This window comes from Chryseobacterium gleum, assembly GCF_900636535.1.
GTDB lineage: Bacteria > Bacteroidota > Bacteroidia > Flavobacteriales > Weeksellaceae > Chryseobacterium > Chryseobacterium gleum.
The window spans coordinates 4,366,062-4,382,415 of record NZ_LR134289.1; the positions used below are offsets into that span (position 1 = coordinate 4,366,062).

17 protein-coding genes and 2 tRNA genes are annotated in these 16,354 nt (G+C 38.0%); 17 read left to right on the forward strand and 2 right to left on the reverse strand.

Features of this window, described 5'->3' with window-relative positions; all coding sequences use genetic code 11:
- Positions 1–140 precede the first annotated feature (140 nt).
- The 4 genes from EL165_RS19860 (at position 141) to EL165_RS19875 (ending at position 5,477) form a co-directional block, all read left to right on the forward strand.
- A complete protein-coding gene (locus tag EL165_RS19860; RefSeq protein WP_002983489.1) occupies positions 141–1,892 on the forward strand; it encodes an alkaline phosphatase D family protein in 1,752 nt (583 codons plus the stop codon).
- A gap of 97 nt (positions 1,893–1,989) precedes the next feature.
- Complete coding sequence (locus EL165_RS19865; RefSeq protein WP_002983487.1) at positions 1,990–2,691, forward strand: hypothetical protein; 702 nt, start codon at positions 1,990–1,992, stop codon at positions 2,689–2,691.
- Between the two features lie 144 nt (positions 2,692–2,835).
- Positions 2,836–4,416: a Na+/H+ antiporter gene (locus EL165_RS19870; RefSeq protein ID WP_002983484.1), complete on the forward strand. Its 1,581-nt coding sequence runs from the start codon at positions 2,836–2,838 to the stop codon at positions 4,414–4,416.
- Between the two features lie 11 nt (positions 4,417–4,427).
- Positions 4,428–5,477 (forward strand): MBL fold metallo-hydrolase, encoded by a 1,050-nt coding sequence (locus EL165_RS19875; protein ID WP_002983482.1) that lies wholly within the window; start codon positions 4,428–4,430, stop codon positions 5,475–5,477.
- Between the two features lie 165 nt (positions 5,478–5,642).
- On the opposite strand, the gene EL165_RS19880 is transcribed toward EL165_RS19875, so the two are convergent.
- The gene (locus EL165_RS19880) at positions 5,643–6,479 is read right to left on the reverse strand and encodes a DUF4822 domain-containing protein (protein ID WP_002983480.1); all 837 of its coding nucleotides are present in this window, start codon (positions 6,477–6,479) and stop codon (positions 5,643–5,645) included.
- A gap of 246 nt (positions 6,480–6,725) precedes the next feature.
- Between EL165_RS19880 and EL165_RS19885 the strand changes: the two genes are divergently transcribed.
- The 6 genes from EL165_RS19885 to EL165_RS19910 all read left to right on the forward strand — a co-directional run bounded on the left by EL165_RS19885 (position 6,726) and on the right by EL165_RS19910 (position 10,802).
- A complete protein-coding gene (locus EL165_RS19885; RefSeq protein ID WP_041462069.1) occupies positions 6,726–7,439 on the forward strand; it encodes a DUF434 domain-containing protein in 714 nt (237 codons plus the stop codon).
- A gap of 2 nt (positions 7,440–7,441) precedes the next feature.
- Complete coding sequence (locus EL165_RS19890; RefSeq protein ID WP_002983476.1) at positions 7,442–8,092, forward strand: hypothetical protein; 651 nt, start codon at positions 7,442–7,444, stop codon at positions 8,090–8,092.
- A gap of 203 nt (positions 8,093–8,295) precedes the next feature.
- Entirely contained in the window at positions 8,296–9,660 is a 1,365-nt protein-coding gene (locus EL165_RS19895; RefSeq protein WP_002983473.1) for an SDR family NAD(P)-dependent oxidoreductase, read from the forward strand.
- Between the two features lie 88 nt (positions 9,661–9,748).
- Positions 9,749–9,820, forward strand: a tRNA-Gly gene (locus EL165_RS19900).
- Positions 9,821–9,823: 3 nt separating this feature from the next.
- Positions 9,824–9,897: transfer RNA gene (locus tag EL165_RS19905), tRNA-Asp, on the forward strand.
- A 119-nt stretch (positions 9,898–10,016) separates the two neighbouring features.
- The gene (locus tag EL165_RS19910; protein ID WP_002983472.1) at positions 10,017–10,802 is read left to right on the forward strand and encodes a TatD family hydrolase; all 786 of its coding nucleotides are present in this window, start codon (positions 10,017–10,019) and stop codon (positions 10,800–10,802) included.
- A gap of 233 nt (positions 10,803–11,035) precedes the next feature.
- On the opposite strand, the gene EL165_RS19915 is transcribed toward EL165_RS19910, so the two are convergent.
- Positions 11,036–11,641, reverse strand: coding sequence for a phosphorylase family protein (locus tag EL165_RS19915; protein WP_232529141.1), 606 nt, complete (start codon positions 11,639–11,641; stop codon positions 11,036–11,038).
- A 255-nt stretch (positions 11,642–11,896) separates the two neighbouring features.
- On the opposite strand from EL165_RS19915, the gene EL165_RS19920 reads away from it, so the two are divergent.
- The 7 genes from EL165_RS19920 to EL165_RS26370 all read left to right on the forward strand — a co-directional run bounded on the left by EL165_RS19920 (position 11,897) and on the right by EL165_RS26370 (position 16,346).
- Positions 11,897–12,289, forward strand: coding sequence for a VOC family protein (locus EL165_RS19920; RefSeq protein ID WP_002983469.1), 393 nt, complete (start codon positions 11,897–11,899; stop codon positions 12,287–12,289).
- A gap of 246 nt (positions 12,290–12,535) precedes the next feature.
- Positions 12,536–13,192 carry a hypothetical protein gene (locus tag EL165_RS19925; protein WP_050791177.1) on the forward strand — a complete coding sequence of 219 codons (657 nt, stop codon included), beginning with the start codon at positions 12,536–12,538 and terminating at the stop codon, positions 13,190–13,192.
- On the forward strand, positions 13,179–13,589 hold the full coding sequence (locus EL165_RS19930) for a hypothetical protein (protein ID WP_126358680.1): 411 nt from the start codon (positions 13,179–13,181) through the stop codon (positions 13,587–13,589). Before EL165_RS19925 ends, EL165_RS19930 begins: the two co-directional genes overlap by 14 nt.
- 17 nt (positions 13,590–13,606) lie before the next feature.
- Positions 13,607–13,759 carry a hypothetical protein gene (locus tag EL165_RS25915; protein ID WP_164720343.1) on the forward strand — a complete coding sequence of 51 codons (153 nt, stop codon included), beginning with the start codon at positions 13,607–13,609 and terminating at the stop codon, positions 13,757–13,759.
- A gap of 12 nt (positions 13,760–13,771) precedes the next feature.
- On the forward strand, positions 13,772–14,905 hold the full coding sequence (locus EL165_RS19935; protein WP_002983465.1) for an AAA family ATPase: 1,134 nt from the start codon (positions 13,772–13,774) through the stop codon (positions 14,903–14,905).
- Complete coding sequence (locus EL165_RS19940) at positions 14,878–15,621, forward strand: hypothetical protein (protein WP_002983464.1); 744 nt, start codon at positions 14,878–14,880, stop codon at positions 15,619–15,621. The genes EL165_RS19935 and EL165_RS19940 overlap by 28 nt, the downstream gene beginning before the upstream one ends.
- Positions 15,612–16,346, forward strand: coding sequence for a hypothetical protein (locus EL165_RS26370; RefSeq protein WP_232529142.1), 735 nt, complete (start codon positions 15,612–15,614; stop codon positions 16,344–16,346). Before EL165_RS19940 ends, EL165_RS26370 begins: the two co-directional genes overlap by 10 nt.
- Positions 16,347–16,354: the final 8 nt, after the last annotated feature.

The following is a 16,354-nucleotide window of genomic DNA, read 5'->3' on the forward strand; positions in this document are numbered from 1 at the left end:
GTGTTTGCTCATTAGAGTAATACGTATCATGACGATTTCCTATGCATAACATTAAACATATGTTTAAAAAATCATAAAATATATTTAAAACACAATTAACATTCTTCTTCCCGAGATACCGTTGCTTTGCAAAAAAAGTAATGATGGAAAACAATAACCAATTCAACAGAAGAAGATTTCTTAAAAATTCACTATTAGCGGCAGGAGGATTTTTTATTGCTCCTTTAATTGAAAGCTGCAGCGATGATTTTACTGAAAATGGAAATGCACCTGATGATCTTAAAAACGGAGGTTTCGAATCCGGTGTCGCGAGTTTTGACCCAAGTGCTACGGGAATTATTATCTGGACCAGGTATTCAAAAGGAACTGATGCAGAGATTACATGGGAAATCAGTAAAAATAGCAGCTTTTCAGAAGTTGTGAGAAGAGGGCAGGTGAATGCGACAGTAGTGAATGATTTTACGGTAGCGGTGGATGTACAGAATATTTCTTCCAACACAAAGTATTACTACAGATTCTATAACAGTAAAACTAAAGAAGTCAGCGTAACAGGAGAAACGCTTACTTTACCTTCAAAATCAGATGCTATAAGTGAAGTGAAGATGGCAGTAGTGTCTTGTTCTAATTTTCCTGCAGGACTTTTTAATGTATATGGAGCCATTGCAAAATCTGAAGCTGATGTAGTGGTGCACCTTGGAGATTATATTTATGAATATGCTCCGGGAGAATATGGAACAAATCCTTACACCAATCAGTTGGGCAGAGCTCATCAACCCGCAAAAGAAATTCTTAACCTCACTGATTACAGAGAGCGGTACAGACAATACAGAGGAGATAAAAATCTTCAGCTTCTTCATCAGAGAAAACCGTTCATCTGTGTTTGGGATGACCATGAGTTTGCCAATGATACCTATAAATCCGGAGCCGAAAACCATCAGCCGAACGAAGGAGATTTTCAGGCAAGAAAAATGGCAGCGTTCCAGGCATACAGTGAATATATTCCTCTTAAAACGGGGAAAGATATGAGAATTTACAGAAGTTTCAACTTCGGAAATATAGTTTCTCTTTATATGATGGATACAAGAGTGATTGCAAGAGATAAACAGATGGAATACTCGGATTATCTGGATGCAGCCGGGAACTTTAATCAGGTACAGTTTAAAACAGATTTTCTAAGCACAAGCAGAAAACTGATCGGGAGCGAGCAAATGTCATGGCTAAATTCGCAGATCAATGGTGATACGGCAAAATGGAAAGTTCTTGGTCAGCAGATTTTAATGACGAAAATGATGGTTCCTGCAGAACTTCTTATGTTACTGAACCAGATTCTTGCAGAGATCAAACAACATGGAAGCGCTCAACCGGCTACGATGCAGGCACTTCAGAATACCATCACCCAACTAATAGTCCTTAAAACAAGATACAAACAGCAGGATCCTACATTAACACCGCAGGAAATTGCAAGAATCACCACTACTTTACCATACAATCTGGATGCATGGGATGGTTATTTCATGGAAAGAGAGCAGCTTTATTCTGTTCTTGCAGGAAAGAATGTGGTAGTACTGGCAGGCGATACGCACAATGCATGGTTAGGAAAACTTACCGATGCCCAGGGAAAATTTATCGGGACAGAACTGGCGTGCAGCTCCGTTTCTTCTCCAGGCTTAGAAGGATATCTGGGAATCACTTCAGATCCTGCAAAAGCAATAGAACTGGCACAGGCATTTTCCCTGTTGATTGATGATCTGGAATATGCCAATCTTTATAAAAGAGGATATCTGCATGTGAAATTTACTTCAGGTAGTTCTGTTACAGAATGGAGATTTGTAGATAATGTCATTTCCGATACATACAATATAACGACAGAAAAAACATATACAATTTCATAGTTTCAGTTTAATTATATCTTATTTCAATTGAGTAAAAGAGCCATGGTATACTACTATGGCTCTTTAGCATTGTTAATTTTTTCCGTATCTTCAACAAATGCAGGAGAATGTGCGAAAAGATTTTTTACCATTAGTTTCCAAACCATGGTGGTTCATGACATGGCTTACCAGAACGTTGGGAGTGCTTGTATTATTGATGATGTTTTTAATTCTGATGGTATTACCTTTAATACTGTGCAAAACAATTACAATATTTGTTATAGCAGCCTTGGTTTACTATCCGGTTTTAGGGTTTGGTTTATATCATTTTATCCTTTATCAGAAGAGGGTTAGAAAAAGAGAAATTAGAAAGATTGTTGTGGATGATACAGGCGTTCATTACGAAAGAAGAGATGGAACAATTGATAGAATCCTTTATCATGGTCTGGAAAAATCTGGCCTTTCAGATGAATATGATATAAATCTCAGCCCGAGAAATAAAATTGATGTATTGAAAGTAAACTATAACGGTTTCGTAATAAACGTAGATTTTGATGGAGTAGATGCAGGTTACAGTTGCTATATCGGAAATCTCAAAGCTTTACAGAGAAGATATATTCAGGGAATTGTTTACTTCAGGCCGGATCTGCGTATCAATCCTTCCGTTTATTCTGCATACAATATCAATCCCGCAGATTTCACATTTGCAGGAAAGACATATTGGCTAACTTTTGCGAAGACATTAGCTGTATTAATTCTCTCAGGCTCAATACTGGGATTAATTCTGTTGGGACTGGTTGGATGGTTTTCTGAATATTAATGTATTTACTCCAAAATCATTGATTAAAATTTTCACTGTTTGTAATTTATGTTTCACATCTCAGAATCTTATGCTTATATTTATTTTTCTATTAAATTTTGTGGTCAAAAAATAGAAATTTGATTTAAGTTAATTGAAAATACAATGGTGGAAAATTTTATTTATTATTTGGGACTGGTCCTTGTTATTATCGGGTCCATTATGCTGGCCAATCGGTTGAAAGTGGCCTATCCTATCATATTGGTTATTGCAGGACTCCTGATCAGTTTTATCCCCGGATTACCGTTGTTGAAAATTGATCCTGAACTGATCTTTATTATTTTCCTGCCTCCGCTTTTATATGAAGCAGCATTTGCCGTATCCTGGAAGGAAATCTGGAAAATGAGGCGGATTATTACCAGTTTTGCCTTCATTGTAGTTTTCCTTACAGCAATATCGGTAGCTTTTGCGGCGAACTTATACATTCCCGGTTTTTCGCTGGCATTAGGCTTTGTGCTGGGAGGAATTGTATCACCACCGGATGCGGTAAGTGCTGGAGCTATTTTGAAGTTTGTGAAAGTTCCTAAAAACCTTTCAACCGTTCTGGAAGGGGAAAGCTTATTTAATGATGCTTCTTCACTGATTATTTTCAGATTTGCAATGGTGGCCGTGGCTACAGGACAGTTCTTATGGCAGGATGCGGCATTGAGTTTTGGATGGATGGTGTTTGGAGGGTTGGGAATTGGAGTCGTATTGGCTTTTATATTCCTTGAAATAGAAAAAATATTTCCTACAGATGTCAATATGGATGCGATCCTTAGTCTGGTTGCGCCATATGTGATGTATATTGCAGCAGAAGAAATGCATTCCTCGGGAGTATTGGCCGTGGTAAGCGGTGGTTTATTCCTTTCCGTGAGAAGACATCAGATTTTCAGAACTTCACAATCCAGATTAAGAGGCTCCAACGTATGGGAAAGCTTTGTATTTCTGATCAACGGAATTGTATTCTTACTGATAGGTCTTGATCTGCCGGAAATTTTGGTAGGCTTACGTAAAGAGGGTATAAGTTTATCCGATGCAGTAGGTTATGGATTGCTGATTACTGTTGTATTGATTCTGGTCCGCTTTATCTCCTCTTTCGGTGCTGTTTTTGTAACCTTGATTATGAGGAATTTCATCAATGTAGCAGACAGAAATCCGGGAATGAAAGCTCCCGTATTGATGGGCTGGACAGGAATGCGTGGGGTAGTTTCACTGGCTGCTGCACTATCTATTCCTGTTGTCATGGAAAACGGACAACCTTTTCCGCACCGTGACCTTATTCTCTTCATTACATTTATTGTAATTCTTGCTACTTTGATTATTCAGGGATTGACATTACCGGCACTGATTAAAAAGCTTAATTTATCCGATTCCGGAGGAGGATATATGTCCGGGGAAGAATCTGAACAATTTTTGAGAAGAGAAATGCGACGGGTAGCCTTCAGGTATCTCAATGAAAATTATAAAGAGAGAAGAACAGAAAATGAATATTTTAGCAAATTGATGGACCGCTGGGAGCAGGAAGATAAAGAAGACTCTATCCATAAGCTGTCCGAAGAAGCCAAAGAAATTTATTTCGAAACCCTTGAGCAGCAAAGAATCTGGCTTCGGGAAGAAAACAGACGCAATCCTAATATTGACGAAGAATATATAAGACATTATTTAACCAGGCTTGATCTGGAAGAAGAACGACTCAGAATGTAAAAATCAAGCGAATGAAAAATTTAAAAAAGCAGCTCGGGCAGTTTCCCGATGAAAAAAGAAAAGAATATTTCAGTACGCTTCCCAATTATCTCAATGGGAGGTTTCAGAATATATTGACGACACCTGCCTTATTGGAAGGTGAAAGTATGACCAAACTGCTTCTCCAGAGCTTATGCAAAGTAGAAAATACCTCACCCAAAACGGCACTTCCGTTTGTGGTAACTGATCTTAAAAATCTTCAGCCCGAGGAAAATGTTTTGGTATGGTTCGGGCACAGTTCCTACTTCATTCAGGTGGATGGAAAGAAATTTCTGATAGATCCTGTTTTCAGTGGTAATGCTTCACCGATGCCAGGCTCAGTAAAAGCTTTTCAGGGAGCCGATTATTATAAGCCTGAACATATGCCGGAGATAGATTTCCTGCTTATCTCCCATGACCACTGGGATCATCTGGATTATAAAACCGTTCAGGAATTAAAAGATAAAGTGGGTAAAGTCATTTGTGGGCTGGGAACCGGACAACATTTTGAATACTGGGGCTGGAGTTTTGACAAAATCATTGAGAAAAACTGGTGGGAAAGCATAGACATTGCTGAAGGTTTCAGAATCACTCTTACTCCTGCAAGACATTTTTCAGGAAGATTACTGAATCGTAATATCTCCCTCTGGACATCTTTCGTTTTAAAAACTCTGTCAAAAACTCTGTTTTTAGGTGGTGACAGCGGTTATGGTAATCATTTTACAGAAATCGGAGACAAATATGGTCCGTTTGATCTGGCCATCATGGAAAACGGGCAGTATAATGAAAAGTGGCCCTACATACATACTTTGCCTGATCAGTTGATAACAGAAATAAAAGAACTGAAAGCCAGAAATTTCATTCCTGTACACAATTCCAAATTCAAGCTGGCACAGCATGCATGGTATGAACCTTTGGAGCTGGCAGCACAGCATGCGGAAAAAAATAATATTCCGATAACACTCCCAATGATTGGAGAAAAAGTAAATCTGGATCAGTTAGAATCAGCAAACTGGAAAAAATGGTGGGAAGAATATAGATAAATGAAATAATCAGAAGTTGTCTGAATTTTCATATCGATCATTTTTACCCATTTAATTTACTTAAGTAAACTAAAGTATTTTAAATAAAGGCTTGTGGTTTTGTAAATTAATATAAAAACCTGCCCATCACTGAGCAGGTTCTTCCTTATTATAAAAAAATAATCATTACAAAGGCTCCTTATGGTTTACCTTCGTATGGATGATGTCGTAAAATACAGCCGGATTGGTAGTATCGGTAATTCTGTAAGTGAATGTAGTTTCATTCAGAACAAGGATATCAACAACACGGGTAAATGTTGGAGTTGTAAGTGTTCTCTTTTTTCCATCCGGAGAAATAGACCATGTACCTTCAGAACGAAGAACATCATTTAATCCAAAGATTTTGAAGGTTCCATTAGCTTTAAAATAGGAATATCCCACATAGCCGGCTACATTATTATTATCTAATGGGACATTGTTTCCGTCTTTATCTTTAGCTCCTGTTGTTTCCCAAGGTGTAGATGCCAAAGTAAGCTGTCCATTACTTGGCTCGGTATGAGCAGTTCTTGTATGGATGATGTCATAATAAACGGATAGATCAGCAGCATTAGGATGGATTCTGTAGGTAAATTCATTTCTATTTAAAACAAGAATTTCAACATCACGAGTGAGAATGGTGGTTCCGTCTGGGTTTAATAAGTTGATCGTTCTTGTTTTTCCCTGGGGATCTACAGACCATGTTCCCATTGATCTCAATACATCATTCAATCCGTAGATGGCAAAGTTTCCATTGGCTTTGAAATAGGCAAAACCTACATATCCTGCCACGTTAGCATCGGTTAACGCCACATTTTTTCCGTTGTTATCTTTTGCTCCGGTAGTTTCCCATGGAGTGGAAGAAAGAACCTGTGAGGGAGTCTGCTGTTCAATACTTATTTCATTATCATCGCTTGAACATGAAACGAAAGATGCTGTTAGCAATACAGCTGCAGACAGGTAACATAATTTTTTCAGTGTATTCATAAGGGAATTTTTAAGTCTTTGCAAACTTATCCCTAATAAATATCAATACATTGTACAAAATATCTCTTTTGTTGTAGTAAATATAACACATCATGAATTAAGAAGAAGATCATATAATTGAAAGGCTTAATATTGAAGCATTCAATTCCCCCCTTGGAGGGGCGAAAATTCAAAGAATTTTTGACGGGATGGTTTAATATTCTCAGATAAAAAATATTTCTTACCGTAAAAACTCTATTTTTGAGCATGAATAACAGAAACCGCGGAAAAAATACAGGTGATGACACTCTGTTTGGTTCAGAAAAACAGATCAGCAAGCTGAAACTCGCTGTTGAAGACATGCATTATCTGCTGACCAGAGACTATCCGGAAAAAGCAGCTTCTGAACTCGTAGGAAACAGATACAGACTTAAAACCCGGCAGATACAGGCTTTACGGGGTGCATCCGCCTCTGCTGTACAGCTTCAAAACAGGCAGTTGAAGCATGTAAATTCTTCATCGTTAAAAGGAGAGACCGTATATCTTGACGGTTTCAATGTTCTGATTTTGCTGGAAAGTCTGCTCTCCGAAGCCTATATTTTTGAAGGACTGGATGGCTGTTTCCGTGATCTTTCCGGAGTTCATGGAACCTATAAAAGAGTGAATCAAACTGTGAGAGCCGTGGAATTGGTTGCTTCTTTTTACAGGCAAAATCAAATTGAAAAACTGGTATGGATCTTTGACAAACCTGTTTCCAACAGCGGACGGATCAAACAGATTGTCCTTGATTTTGCAGAGCAGCACCACCTCAATTGGGAAGCGGATCTGCAATATAATCCGGATAAAATACTGGCAGAGAGTTCAGAAATCATTATTTCCTCCGATGCGTGGATTCTGGATCATTGTAAAGCATGGTTTAACCTGATCGGACATCTGATCAAAGAAGAAAACCTCTCTGTTAATCTGATCAAAATGATGTGAATATGAATCTGTTTGAGCCTTATATTTCCCTTTTTTCTGAAGCATGGAAAAGTAAATACAAAGCCATTTTAGAAAGAGAGCATCTGGAACATCTGGAAGAAAATATTTTTAAGTTTAAGAAGAATAATCTGGAAGTGGATGCGCCTTATTTTAACGAAGAAGTAATAATCAACCGTGAAGAAAGTTTTGAAAAACTGATTACCATTCTTGAAAGTAACAATTCAGATGAGGTGAAGACAAAACTTCTGGAAGCAATTCCGTTTGAACATTGGCTGAATGTTTTAGGACAGAGATTAACCTCAGCGAGCATTCGTGATGAAAACGCTATTCCACCTTTGAAAGCCTGTCTTATCAAAGCTTGTCAGGAGCCCTTCAATAACGAAATCACCATTGCCCAGAGAGCCTGGGAAAAACATATCGGAAGAATGGATGATAAGTTCTGGGGAGAAATCAAAGGAAACAATCAGCAGAAGCAGGAAAAAGTAATGGAGAAAATCTATGAAATTTTAGAAAATAAAACCTGGTGGAATGTTTTCTTCCACTATAAACATGAACTTGTTTTTGAAGTCAGGGAAAAACAGGGCCATGGGATCCGGTGGAGCCACGGAGGAACAAAGCTGATCGGCTTTCTGGAAAAATTTATCAATGAATAAACACAAACCTCTGTGGCATCTGTGAAATTCGTGGGAAAATAAAACTCTCGCAGATTTTGCAGGTTCCTTTAAGCAATAGCAGCATTTCCTTAGTCGTTGCCCTTAATAGAAGATTTTACTTTTCCACCTTTTTTATCTTCTTTTTTACTACGTAAAAACATTGCGCACTGAGCTTCTAGTTTTGCAGATATAAAACAGAAGCTATGAATCAATCAGATCAAAAATTTTCAAATGAAGAATGGGAAACCTGCCTCAAAGTTTTGAATGCTTTGAAGGAAAACCCTTTTCTGAATCCCGATAATAAAACATTTTCAGGGCTGATTACCAAAATTCATAAAGGTGCAAAAAAACAAAGCCGTAATGAGAATTATTCAGAAATGAAATCCCATGACCTGGCAGTAAATTCCAATTCAGTATTAATGCAGAAAGCATTGGCTGGCGTTTCTGCTTTTTATGATGATGAAAAGGAAGAAGTGAAACTTACAAAGCTTCAGATTCCCAAAAACTGCTACTGCTGTAACCAAAGTTATCAGTATGCACATTCTTTCTATTCCAGATTATGTCCTGTCTGTGCTGAAGAAAACTACGAAAAGCGTTTTGAAACGGCAGATCTTACCGGAAGAAATGTAATTCTGACAGGAGGAAGAGTGAAAGTAGGTTTTGCCACCGCATTGAAGGTATTAAGAGGCGGGGCCAATCTGGTTTTGACAACCCGTTTTCCGGCACTGGCGATGGAATTGATGCAGCAGGAAGCAGACTATAACGAATGGAAAGACAGATTGTGGATTTACGGTTTGGATTTGAGAAATCTAAAGGCTATTCAGGATTTTATCAATTTTTATACATTCAATTTTGATACGCTGGATATCCTGATCAATAATGCTGCACAGACCATAAAATATCCCGATGAATATTACCTTCCGATAATAAAGCGTGAAAAAGAAAAACTGGTAGAATTTAAGAATATTAATACCCTGATCCCGAATCAGACTGAAATTTCAAGTGAAATTGCAAAACTGGAATATGCTTATCATGAAGAAACACAAGTAGAACTTACCCGTTTTGGACAGCCTGTTGATAACAGAGAAAAAACAAGCTGGAATTCCACGCTGGAAGAAGTTTCCATGTACGAATTGGTAGAGGTTAATCTCATCAATCATATTGCGCCTTATTTTCTGATCAAAGAACTGAAACCATTGATGAAAAACTCAGTGTTTAAAGAAAAATTCATCATCAATGTAACCTCATCAGAAGGAATTTTCAGCTATGAAAATAAAACCATTTTTCACCCGCATACCAATATGACAAAAGCGGCTTTGAATATGATGACTCTAACGTCTGCAAAAGAATTTGAGAATGATCAGATCTATATGAGTGCCGTAGATGTGGGATGGATTTCCACAGGAGCGAAAGAAAGTCTCAGAAAGAAACAGTTTGAGATGGGCTACATTCCGCCGTTGGATTCTGTGGATGGTGCAGCCAGAATTCTGCATCCTGTGATGGAAGGAATAAAAGGAAATTATTTCAGTAGAGTTTTATTGAAAAATTATAAAGTTCATACCTGGTAAAATCCATACGGAGATAATAGTAATAATGGAAAAATACATTTTGCTAAAATGAGTTGCAGGTTCGATTCCTGCTTATCTCCCAACTCTTGAAACGGTAGCTCAACGGAAGAGCGTTGGCCTTCCACGCCAGAGGCTGCGGGTTCGATTCCCGCTCGTTTCACAGGAGTACATAGTTCAACAGTGAAGAATGCGTCCCTGTCACGGACGAGGTTGCAGGTTCGAGTCCTGCTGTACTCCCAACTTAAATAATGGAGATAATAGTTTAAATGGAAAAATAATTCCTGCCCAGAATAGTTGCGTGTTCGAATCACGCTTATCTCCCTAAAATAACTTATAATAAAAAAGTAAAAAACAAAATGAACACTTATATTGATATTGGCATTAATCTAACCAATAAACAGTTCTATCATGAACACGAAGAAATTATCAACCGTGCTTTGGATCACGGGGTTGAGCATATGATTCTTACCGGAACAAGTGTAAGAGGAAGTAAAGAATCTGCCGGAATTGCAGAAGAATATCCGGAAATTCTATTTTCAACAGCCGGAATTCATCCTCATGATGCCAAATCATTTAACGGAGAAAGTATCGCTGAACTCAGGAAATTATTGAGACACGATTATGTAGTTTCAGTAGGAGAGTGCGGACTGGATTTTGATCGGGATTTCTCGCCGAGACCTGTACAGGAAAAATGCTATAAAGCCCAGTTGGAGCTTGCGATAGAAGTCAATAAACCGCTTTTTCTTCATGAAAGATCTGCATTTAAAAGATTTAATGAGATTACAGATGAATATCTTTCCCAACTACCGGAAGCAGTTGTACACTGTTTTACCGGAACATTGAACGAAGCAAAAAACTATCTGGATAAAGGATTTTATTTAGGATTTACAGGAGCCATCAGTGACAAAAAAAGATTTAGACATCTCGAAGATGTTATAAAATATGTACCTCTGGACAGGATGATGATTGAAACAGACGCTCCTTTTATGCTTCCTAAAAATATGCCCAGAACTCAGAACAGACGAAATGAACCTTCATTCTTACCTTATGTGGCACAGACAATTGCTCACTTAAAGAAGATCAGCATTTCCGAAGTGGCAGACGAAACTACAGAAACTGCCGGAAATTTTTTCAGACTATAAAAAAGAGCTCTACTGACGAAGTAAAGCTCTTTTTTTAGCAAAATTGCTAAACCGCAAAAGGCTGATATATAGTATAGCTAAAAAACAAATTGCAAATTCACTTTTTCGCCGTTTTGCTCTTAAACCTTTTTACAAACTCTTAATTGCCGATTCCAAAGCCAGCTCCATCATTGGATTCAAAGCTTTTTCTCTCTCATCAGCAGAGATTTTTTCGTGCGTTGGGATAATATCCGTCACCGTAAGAATAGTTGCTGCATTTTTCCTAAATGCTGGGCATTGGCAAATAAACCGAAAGCTTCCATTTCTACTGCAGGACAGTTATATTTTGTAGCAATTTCCGGAGTAGCAGGATCTTTTCTGTAGAAAATGTCACTACTGTGGATATTGATTGCTTTTGCGTTTAAGGATAGTTCTTTAGCCGTTTCATTAATGGTATTGAAGATATTTCCCTGGTGAGAAAGGATTTCGTCTTCAATTCCCCATGCGTATTTAGCATAAGTACTTTCACTGGCAGCTTTATCAATATTTAAAATATCAAAAAGTTTAAGATCCGTATTGTAAGCACCGCAAGTACCGATTCTGATGATGGTATCTACTTCATATTCTGTAAACAGCTCAAAAGAATAGATTCCGATACTTGGGAAACCCATTCCACTTGCTCCTACAGTGATTTCTTTTCCTTTATAAAGACCCGTATAATAAAAAATTCCTCTGGTTTTGCTAACCAGTTTTGCATTTTCTAAATAATTTTCAGCAATATACTGTGCACGAAGCGGATCCCCCGGCTGCAATACTACTTTGGCAATTTCTCCTTTTTTTGCACTGATGTGAATACTCATAATGTTATTTTGAATGGGGCAAAGATAATAACTTTTAGATTGTTTCAGGTATTGCATCAATGTAAACAATGATGTTGCCTGTCATGATCAGAATACATAAGATGTTAGCAATAAGTGCTATAAATGAGATGATATAAAAAGTCTTTTACATTATTCAAAATATAATCCGGTAAATACAGAACAATAAAATAATAATAAGGAGCAGGTATAGTGAACACGGCCTGTTTACTTTTGTGTATAGTAAATATTTAGCAAATGAAAATTGAACATATTGCCATTTGGGTGAAAGATCTTGAACAATCCAGAGCATTTTATCAGAAATATTTTGGAGCGGTTTCCAATGAAAAATACCATAACCCTGCTAAAAACTTTCAATCCTATTTTCTAAGTTTTGATAAGGGCTGCCGTCTTGAAATCATGACCAGACCGGATATCAAAGAAAGTGAAAACTCATACGAATCCCAGCAGTACGGAATCATCCATCTTGCATTTTCGGTAAACAGTAAAGAAAAAGTAGATGAACTTACGGAAGTGTTAAGAAAAGACGGCTATACAGTTGCCGGAGAACCACGTACAACAGGAGACGGTTATTATGAAAGTGTCATTCTGGATCCGGAAAATAATATCATTGAAATTGTATCACAGTAAGTCATTGCGAGGAGCTTAAGCGACGAAGCAATCTATTGATGATTTTAAAAACGCAAAGACGCAAAAAGGAATAGCCTTGCTGAAAATTTTTGATTTTCTTGCGCCTTAAAAAGAATTACAAGACTTATTCTCTTCGCGCCTTTGCGTTTTTCCAACCTCGTAACCGACATAAAGAATCCATATTTAACAAGAATCTTCCCAACAAAAATTTTATTCTCAACGAAATAATTTTATTTTTGTTAGATCATGGAAACCAAGTCACCGTTTTTAGACACGATCTTTTTGCTTCGTAAGGAAGAATGCATTACTCTTTTTTCAAGCTTACAGCAAATCTCCCCTCAGGAAGAGTCGGAAGCAGGAGATTATTTTGAAACAGAATTCGAAAAAGAACGCCTTGAGTTTTTATCTGACCGGCTAACCTGCAACAAAGAAGCTGCTGTTTGGGCTGCTAAAGTTCTCTATCACAGTACTCAGCTTTATCTCATCAGGGAAAATACAGAAAAAAATATTGAAAAGCTTATTCCCGGATTCAAAGGAACAAGAGATATTTCTTCTATCTTATCGGCAGATTTATCGCTGAGGTTTTTACCACAGGTGATTATTGCTTTAAATACGGTTGATCCTGAAGATCCTTTGATTGCTATGCTGGAAAATATTCTGATGCAGTTTCACTACTCCGGAATAGGGTATGACCTTGATCTTAAAAATATAAACTGGAAGGAAGAACTGGCAGACAATACTTATAGAAAACTATACCTGGAAAGAATTGTTGAAAAAAGAGAGTATAAACTGGCAGAAATTCCGTTTATCAATAAACTGCTAACAGCCGAATTCGGAATGCACAAAGACGCATTCTGGCGAGAACTAAAAACTATAACCGAAGATAACAATGAAAACGTATGAGAAAGTATTTGAATTTTTAACAGATCCGACAAAGGAAACATTCCTGAAATGCCGTGAACTGGTAATCAGTGATCCTGAATATGACCCTTATTCCGAAGACCTTGAAAACTTACAGGATTGGCTCAATGAAGGAAAATTTGAAGAAGTTGTGCAATACGTCAATGTCAATATTCTGCTGAGCCCGAGAGCCCATATCTATAAATATTTTGCTTATAAGGAATTGGGTGATGAAAAAGGCAGGAGCATTGAAATGACAATATCACAGATTATTTTGAATGTCTTGAAAAAACAGGAGACGGAACCAAAGATTCACCCTATATTATTACAAGAATTTCTGATGAAAGGGATCTCATCAGGCATCACTTCAATAAACAGGATGTATCACAAAGTCTGGTAAAGGACGGAGATAAAATAATGGATGCACTTACGCTGGATGATGGTACACAGCTATACTTCGATATCGGGGTGCCTTATCAGAGACTTGCTTTTTCATTCAGCAAAAGAAATGAACAGGCAGAAAATAAAGCAGAAGAGAAGCCACAGAAGAAGAAGTGGTGGAAATTTTAATTTTTTAAATCAATGAATCAGAATATCAATCAACTCAATACAGTCCTAAACTACGTAAAAGATACTTTTGTAGGTAAAAATGATGTCGTAGATCTGCTGGGAATCTGCCTTTTGGCAAGAGAAAATGCCTTTCTGTACGGACCTCCGGGAACTGCAAAATCAGCTATTGTCAGAACGCTGGCGAAAACAGTGAAAGACGGGAAAAACTTTGAATATTTATTGACCCGCTTTACAGAACCGAACGAGATCTTCGGTCCTTTTGATATCAGAAAGCTGAAAGAAGGAGAACTTTTGACCAATACGGAAGGAATGATGCCTGAAGCTTCCATGGTTTTCCTGGATGAGATTTTCAATGCGAACTCTGCAATTCTGAATTCCCTTCTGATGGCGCTTAACGAAAAAATCTTTAAACGAGGAAAGGAAACCAAACACTTACCTGCACTGATGTTTGTAGGAGCAAGTAATGTTCTTCCGGAAGATGAAGCGCTGAATGCATTATTTGATCGTTTTCTGGTAAGAATTAATGTCGATTATGTGAATCCCGAACTTTTACAACAAGTCCTTCTGGCAGGAAGAAAACTGGAAAATGAAGAAGAAACGGAAATTCCGGAAATTCATGCTGACGAAATCAGGCAGTTACAAAACCTGTGCAGAACAATAGATCTTAAACCGATTTATGAAGTGTACCTGAATACGATCATGACGCTTAGAAATACAGGAATTGCTATTTCGGACCGTAGAGCCGTAAAACTTCAGAATCTCATTGCAGCAAGTGCTCTGATCTGCGGAAGAAAAGAAGCCGTGCTTTCCGATCTGTGGGTATTGAAACACATCTGGGATACGGAAGAGCAGATTGAAATTCTGGAAGGAATCATCAACAGGACGATTGAAAAAGATGATCATCCGGATTCCCATCCACAGGCCATGCAGAATAAAACTCCTAATCCTGAAGAAGTCATGAAAGACGTAAAAATTCTTGTTGAAAAATGGAATGGAGGAGCATTGAGTTTTGAAGAGCAGAATGTAATAAAAGATAAACTGAGGTATCTGCAGACCCGTTGCGACTGGATTAGAAACCCGGAACAAAAGCAGTATATACAGCAGGAAATTGAAAGCTTATGGCAGAAGATTCTTCAAAGCGTTTAAAAGAATTCTGGGCGGAACTTCCCCGTGCGGATGAAGATTTTCTGGGCTCAATCAGAGACTGGAAAAATATTCAGATTGCCGTAGAAGAAGAAGCAATCTGGCTCAAAGGCTTTACTGATGTACAGGCCGAAGCTCCGGAAATACAGCAATTACCGGATTTTATCCTGTATGAACTCCGGGATGGCCTTTTATTCAGGAAAGAAGCTTTGGTTCCCACCAAAAAAATAAGAACAGCATTACTCTGGGCTCCTATAGATAAAGCATTACAGCTTACTTTGCCTCCTTCCAATCAAAACTATTTTGGAATTCAGGAACAAGTTCCGGTAAGATTAAAAGAAAGTAATGAAGAGCAGCCGGTAATCGCTTTGCTGGGCAATATAGCTGATATTAAAGAAAATATCGTTGCATTACCAAAATTTAAGCTTGAAAAAATAAAATGGACGATGTTGGAGGATAAAGCATTGTTTATAGGAGCTCCATTGTTGAGCTTTCCCGGAAAAACCTATTGGACCAAAGACAGGCATTTACTGCCGGCAGGGCTGGATTTTGAGTTTAAAAACCTAAGTACACTGTTACAGCAAAAATATAACAATGAGCCGGAAGGATGGCTGCTGTGGGATGAAAACGGAAATTATCTTTCAATAAAAGATACTGATTTCCGTACCCTATCCGTAAGCTCATTCCGTCTAACAGAAAAATCAAGAGAATGGAATTAAAGGCTTATTTCCAGTCCTATGAAAATTACTTTTGGGAATGGAAAACTGATGAAGATGTTCCCGGAGATTCCGGTTATCATGAGAATAATCTCCTCTCCATCCCCGGAGTAGGAGCCATTGCTTACAGGCCTTATGTCATGGAGATACTGAAAGAGCTTCAGCCGCAGGGCTGGCCTCCGTTCGGGGCATTGCTTATGGTTCTGTATGCAATGCAGGACGGTTACGCAGATTTCGCAGGACCTTTAAGACGTACAGCAGAGTTCTACAGCGGTGAAGATTTTGAGTTCAATGTGGAAAAACAAATTGAATTTCTTGAAAAAATACACGCTCTTCCCAAAGTTTATAAACAAAAACAGAACAGGATTGTATTGCTGCAGACTTTATTCGGTGATGGTCATAACAGAGTGGCTACTCTTTTAGCAGATGTTAATTTAAGAATCTATTATAAAAGACCGCAGGAGCTTGCCATTAGTGCAGAAAAACAAGAGGCAACCCCATCAGTTCTGAATAAAGATCTGAGCGCATTGAATCTGAATGAAAAATTTCCTACAGTACAGTCTATCATTGATGCCATGAAAGGTCTGATTGATGAGCCGGAACTGGATGATGAAGTGCTGGAAGAAGAAACAACAGCAGATACAGATAAAGACTTTATCAAAGAATTAATTGAAGAACCCAAAACATTTCAGGTAGGAAGCCTGATCAAAGAATCTGGAGCGGACTGAAAATCCCG

Excerpts from the sequence above, each read along its gene's own strand:
- EL165_RS25915 (WP_164720343.1), top strand. The coding sequence starts at position 13,607 with ATGGATGCACTTACGCTGGATGATGGTACACAGCTATACTTCGATATC.
- EL165_RS19870 (WP_002983484.1), top strand. The coding sequence starts at position 2,836 with ATGGTGGAAAATTTTATTTATTATTTGGGACTGGTCCTTGTTATTATC.
- EL165_RS19935 (WP_002983465.1), top strand. The coding sequence starts at position 13,772 with ATGAATCAGAATATCAATCAACTCAATACAGTCCTAAACTACGTAAAA.
- EL165_RS19890 (WP_002983476.1), top strand. The coding sequence starts at position 7,442 with ATGAATCTGTTTGAGCCTTATATTTCCCTTTTTTCTGAAGCATGGAAA.
- EL165_RS19915 (WP_232529141.1), bottom strand. The coding sequence starts at position 11,641 with ATGAGTATTCACATCAGTGCAAAAAAAGGAGAAATTGCCAAAGTAGTA.
- EL165_RS19930 (WP_126358680.1), top strand. The coding sequence starts at position 13,179 with ATGAAAACGTATGAGAAAGTATTTGAATTTTTAACAGATCCGACAAAG.
- EL165_RS19895 (WP_002983473.1), top strand. The coding sequence starts at position 8,296 with ATGAATCAATCAGATCAAAAATTTTCAAATGAAGAATGGGAAACCTGC.
- EL165_RS19925 (WP_050791177.1), top strand. The coding sequence starts at position 12,536 with ATGGAAACCAAGTCACCGTTTTTAGACACGATCTTTTTGCTTCGTAAG.
- EL165_RS19885 (WP_041462069.1), top strand. The coding sequence starts at position 6,726 with ATGAATAACAGAAACCGCGGAAAAAATACAGGTGATGACACTCTGTTT.
- EL165_RS19880 (WP_002983480.1), bottom strand. The coding sequence starts at position 6,479 with ATGAATACACTGAAAAAATTATGTTACCTGTCTGCAGCTGTATTGCTA.
- EL165_RS19910 (WP_002983472.1), top strand. The coding sequence starts at position 10,017 with ATGAACACTTATATTGATATTGGCATTAATCTAACCAATAAACAGTTC.
- EL165_RS19940 (WP_002983464.1), top strand. The coding sequence starts at position 14,878 with ATGGCAGAAGATTCTTCAAAGCGTTTAAAAGAATTCTGGGCGGAACTT.
- EL165_RS19875 (WP_002983482.1), top strand. The coding sequence starts at position 4,428 with ATGAAAAATTTAAAAAAGCAGCTCGGGCAGTTTCCCGATGAAAAAAGA.
- EL165_RS19865 (WP_002983487.1), top strand. The coding sequence starts at position 1,990 with ATGCAGGAGAATGTGCGAAAAGATTTTTTACCATTAGTTTCCAAACCA.
- EL165_RS26370 (WP_232529142.1), top strand. The coding sequence starts at position 15,612 with ATGGAATTAAAGGCTTATTTCCAGTCCTATGAAAATTACTTTTGGGAA.
- EL165_RS19920 (WP_002983469.1), top strand. The coding sequence starts at position 11,897 with ATGAAAATTGAACATATTGCCATTTGGGTGAAAGATCTTGAACAATCC.
- EL165_RS19860 (WP_002983489.1), top strand. The coding sequence starts at position 141 with ATGATGGAAAACAATAACCAATTCAACAGAAGAAGATTTCTTAAAAAT.